The organism is Paenibacillus sp. Aloe-11, from assembly GCF_000245715.1.
Classification (GTDB): domain Bacteria; phylum Bacillota; class Bacilli; order Paenibacillales; family Paenibacillaceae; genus Paenibacillus; species Paenibacillus kribbensis.
Genome location: NZ_JH601066.1, coordinates 183,388 through 187,954 on the forward strand (window position 1 = coordinate 183,388; position 4,567 = coordinate 187,954).

Consider the following 4,567-nt stretch of genomic DNA (forward strand, 5'->3'; position numbering starts at 1 on the left):
TGATCTTCCGATCGCTGCTGCCCGCCTTAAAAACAACACACTTTTAAAATGAGGATTTTTTATTTTTATTCGTTGTAGCAGGGTTAGTGACCCTTGCAGAGCATCCCTCCGGTGTGGACGGCGGGGCCAAGCTTAAGGAAAAAGGAAGGTGCCACCTGCTCCCGTGTTCTGGGAATAGGATTCATCAGCCCAACATCGACTGTGAAACACTATCCCCCGAAGCCTCGGGCCATGTCGGCGCTTGCTCTCTCCGGTATCCGCTTGTCGCATAGCCATCGCTTCGGCATCTGTCATCGAGACCAGACATGGGATGCTCTCATCCGGGTCTTTTCATAGTTTTTATTCGACCATTCGAATACTCTACCAGAAGTCGCGTGGAAGGCGATTGGGAATCGAACCCTAATGTTGGTGGATGCGCAAGATTTACAGGATACCTCACCCGATACGGGCAGGCACTGCGGGACCTTTGGAAATCCTCGCCTCGGTAATATCTTCCTGCATCAACCTTCATCATTATCGCGCACACCTGACCTCGCGAACATGGCGAAAGTATTACGACCCTGAAAAAAACAAAAAAAGACACGGGAGAAGCACTGTTTGCTTACTCCGTGTCTTTCTTTAAATCGCTATCTGTCGCGTTTAGATCTCGGGCCCAATATTCTGGAATATTTTCGTCATTTCATATTTATCAAGGATTAAGCCCTGAATATTAGCCTATAGATGGGTATAACTTGCCTTAGGGGTGTCATGTGCCAATTCATCTTTTTCATAGGTGAACCAGTAGCTGATGACCTGGCCGGATGAAAGTCCACTGACCTTTTGTTCCCAGGCTCCATTGTTCTTCGTCATGTGATAATTCATTTGATCGCCGCCGGACACCGTATAGTGGACATCCGCAAATGCCGATGTACTCTCCGGCCGGAACGTAATCAACGCCTCGGTAGCGGAAATTTTGGAAATCCCTGTCGTTGTAGTAGGGGCAGCCTGATGCGTATAACTCGCCTTAGGGGTGTCATATTGCGCTCCCGCTTTTTCATAAGTAAACCAGTAGCTGACGACCGCCCCGTTGTTGAGGCCTGTAACCCGCTGCTCCCAGATGCCGCTGTTGTTTGTCATGCGGTAATTGAGCTGTTGACCACCGGACAAAACATAATGCACATCAACATAGGCGGAGGCTGTTTTGGGTGTAAATTGAAGCAGTGCTTCGCTGTCGCTGACAAAACGGGCTTGTGCGGTGTAATCCTTCGTTTCTCCGCCACCGTCATTACCACCGCCAGATGCTGCCTCCGTAGTTACCTCTACAGCATTGCTGGCCGCAGACAGGTTCCCGGCTGCATCCCGAGCCTTAACGGTAAAGCTGTACGAGGTAGCTGCCTTCAGGCCTGTAATTGAAGCGGAAGTACCGCTTACCTCTGCCGCCTGAGCTCCGTCCTTATAAACGATATAGCCCGTAACGCCAACATTGTCTGTGGCTGCATTCCATTCCAGAGTAACCGCCGAAGACGTTTTGCTCGCAGTCCGCACATTTGCCGGGCTGGATGGAGCCTGTGTATCAGGCTCGGTATTGCCGCCATCACTTCCATTTCCGGTATTAAAACTGTTAGGCTGCACGGTAATGCTGTGTCCATCCGAGAAGGTTACTGTTTTGACCTGATTGGTAAAGTTGTAGGCTACATAGGTTTTCACTCCGTTTTTATTGAAAACGGCATAAATAGGTGTATTGGCTGTGACGCTGCGGTCGATGTTGCCTATTGCATCCAAATTGTAGATCCAGTGGTAGGCATTCGCCTTGGAATTCCCAGCCTCCGGTGTCATGGCCGCCGCGCGTGCACTGAATTTGTCCTTGGCCTCGGATGAGTCCGAGATCGCTCTGTACATATACACTATATCTTCCCACGGACTAAAATTCCCACCGCTCTTTTTCAGCAGATCGTTATAATTTTTAGCCGTATACTCCGGATATTGCGTCAAGTAAAGGGATGCAGAGGTGATTGGAAGCCAATTGATACCGTGCACCTCTGCGGGATTACTGGTCCACCATGTTGCATTCCCCACCGTTTTACCGCCCCAGATCATGCTTGCCGTCGCGCTTCCCATTCCTGCAGGGTTGTTTGTGCCATTCACATCAAACCAATATTCGTTAATCGCATTCATTTCCGTTGTATATAGATAAATACCCAAATCACGAATTTTCGTATTTCCTGTGGCCTCGCCCCATAAAATAACGCCAGCCCAGGCATTCATCGCCTCTGAGGAGGATTCATTGTTGTTGCCATCGCCAAATTTGGCATGTCCGGAAGCCCAGGTGTGCCCGGCATAGGGATCAAAATTACGCAAATACGGAAATTTCGAATCAGATCTGTCGGTATTGGCAATATCGCGAATGAGCAATTGCACCATTTGTCCCCATTGGGAATCGGATGCCCAGTTCTTGTCTACACGCGCAATTTCGGCCGCTGCCTTAATAAAGTAGCCATAATGGAAATGATGGTCATTTAATTCCAGTGAACTGCCAAAGCTGTCGGGATAACCGATCAATGTCCCCCAATTGTTGTTATACACAAATAGACTGGAGCTTTTCAGATTCCCCGAGCTGTCACTGGCCTTAAACCAGTCCTGCAGCCGACTTTTGATTTCATTGCGGAACTGGGTCGCTGCTGCGGTATTACCAACCTGGTCGGCGATCGGCGCCAAAGCTGCCAGCTTGCCCAGACGTTTCCCTGTCCAGTACGTGTCCCCGTCGCCGGAGTAGCTTTCCGCTTTCGCTTCGTTTACATAGCTGTTGAGCGTATTTTTATCATAAGACCCTAAGTCAGGCAGGGAAGGGAGTACCCCTGAAAATTTCATCTTCGTTTGAAAAGAAGTACCTTCTGCCGTTTTCATCAGACCGCGTACAGAATTATACGTGTAGCCAAGCAGGGGCTGTGATGAATTTTTCCACTGATGTGGATACAAGGCAAAAATAGTACCGGCTTGTGTACCTTCCTTCGCTGTTGTTGTAACGTTAAAAGTGGTCGTTACCTCGGAAGAGCCTTTGTTATAGCTGTACTGCGCTTTGGAGTTTGTAACGAAAGAATAGGCGTATTGCTGAAATTTGTCCAAGGTTTCCGCTGTTTTGTCAGGCAAAGCTGCCACTGTAAAATAGTTTTTCCCGTTCAGCTGATTGACCAGCGTATTCGTTCCCAAGCCGGACCAGGTGCTGCCGGAAGGACCGAACAGGCCATAGTGTGAGCCATTGATCGTAATGCCAAGCACAGGGGAGTTGGCTGACCCGGACCAGACCTCCGGGACCTCATTAAATGAGAGCTTGGGATTGCCGCCGCCAAACTCAAAATAAACATATGGGGAACCGTGTCCGTAGGTAGCGCTCATTTTGTTGCTACCGCTTTGAAATAATGATTTGACAAACCAATCACTGAAGCCGTCTACCTTGGCATCCGGAAATGAAGCAGCCGCAGAATGACCAATGGTAAAATCGTTCTTTTCATCCATCCAGCCTGCTACAAATCCCGGATTTACAGTAATTTTCCCGCTCGGGTTAAAGATACGCAAGCCATTTTGCTGATTTTTCAGGGCAATGGGGTGGGGATACTGGGCCTCAGAATGAGATACCCAGGCCAGACTGCTCCACCAGTCATTGGTAGGCATCGCGCCGGTTACATTCGCTGTTTTGTAAATTTCGTTTTGCGGAGTAGCTGCTCCGGCAGGCAGTGTCGTTGAATATGAGCCAGCACCTTGCGTAACCTCCCCCGAAAAGGCTTTAGTAGAAACCGGCGCAGCCAAACATATCAGGCTGGCACTTAACAAACATAACAACTTTTTTTTCATAACTTACATCCTCCTTTATATTCTTTAATCCCTTACACTGATCCTCCTTTCAAGTCTTCGATCCCTTATGCTGCAATGATTTTCCCATTTCTTCCAATCGGGATTCGACTACATTGTGCTTCATCCCGATTTCCAGGTCAATCCTTTTATCGCTATTTTTCAACTAAATGAGGCGAAAGGCCCTGAAAATCCAAAAAGAAAAAAGGACGAAAGGCCCAAATATACACAATTGTGTTATATGGTTTTCTGGAGAATTTCTAGAAAATCATTGTTTCGTATTTTCGTATTGAAAACGTAATCAATCACGTAAATGCGACTTAAGGACTAGGTGATCCAAAACTTGCAGCACTAGGCTTTCATTCACCCCATAAAACATTCACATCATCAGGTGTTCATTGCATAAGTTATTCATCCTATTAATCATTCGCCTGCTAAATGTTAAGTATAAAAAAAAGATCCTCCAGGCTTTTTAGCCCTTCAGATCCTATAATTTGAATCTTTAAATAGTAAGCTTTGAATCTTTGAATCTTTAAGTATAGAATCTTCAAGTCTTTAGTCTTCAAGTCTTTAAGTCTTTTCGTCCTTCCCCATGCTCCACCACATTTCGGAAAAATGAGTGACTTTGTTGCGGGCAGCAGCGGAGCGGAGGGGTTGAATCTGGAGAAGCGTAAGCGTTCGCCTTTGCCCCTGAATTTTAACCCTGTAAGGGGTTATTCAATCCAAAAAATTCAGGGGCAAC

At 47.3% G+C, this 4,567-nt stretch carries 1 protein-coding gene; it reads right to left on the bottom strand.

The genetic code is table 11. The features are described 5' to 3' along the window. Positions 1-714: 714 nt before the first annotated feature. Positions 715-3,828, bottom strand: coding sequence for a glycosyl hydrolase (locus WG8_RS20990; RefSeq protein WP_007432262.1), 3,114 nt, complete (start codon positions 3,826-3,828; stop codon positions 715-717). Positions 3,829-4,567 lie beyond the last annotated feature (739 nt).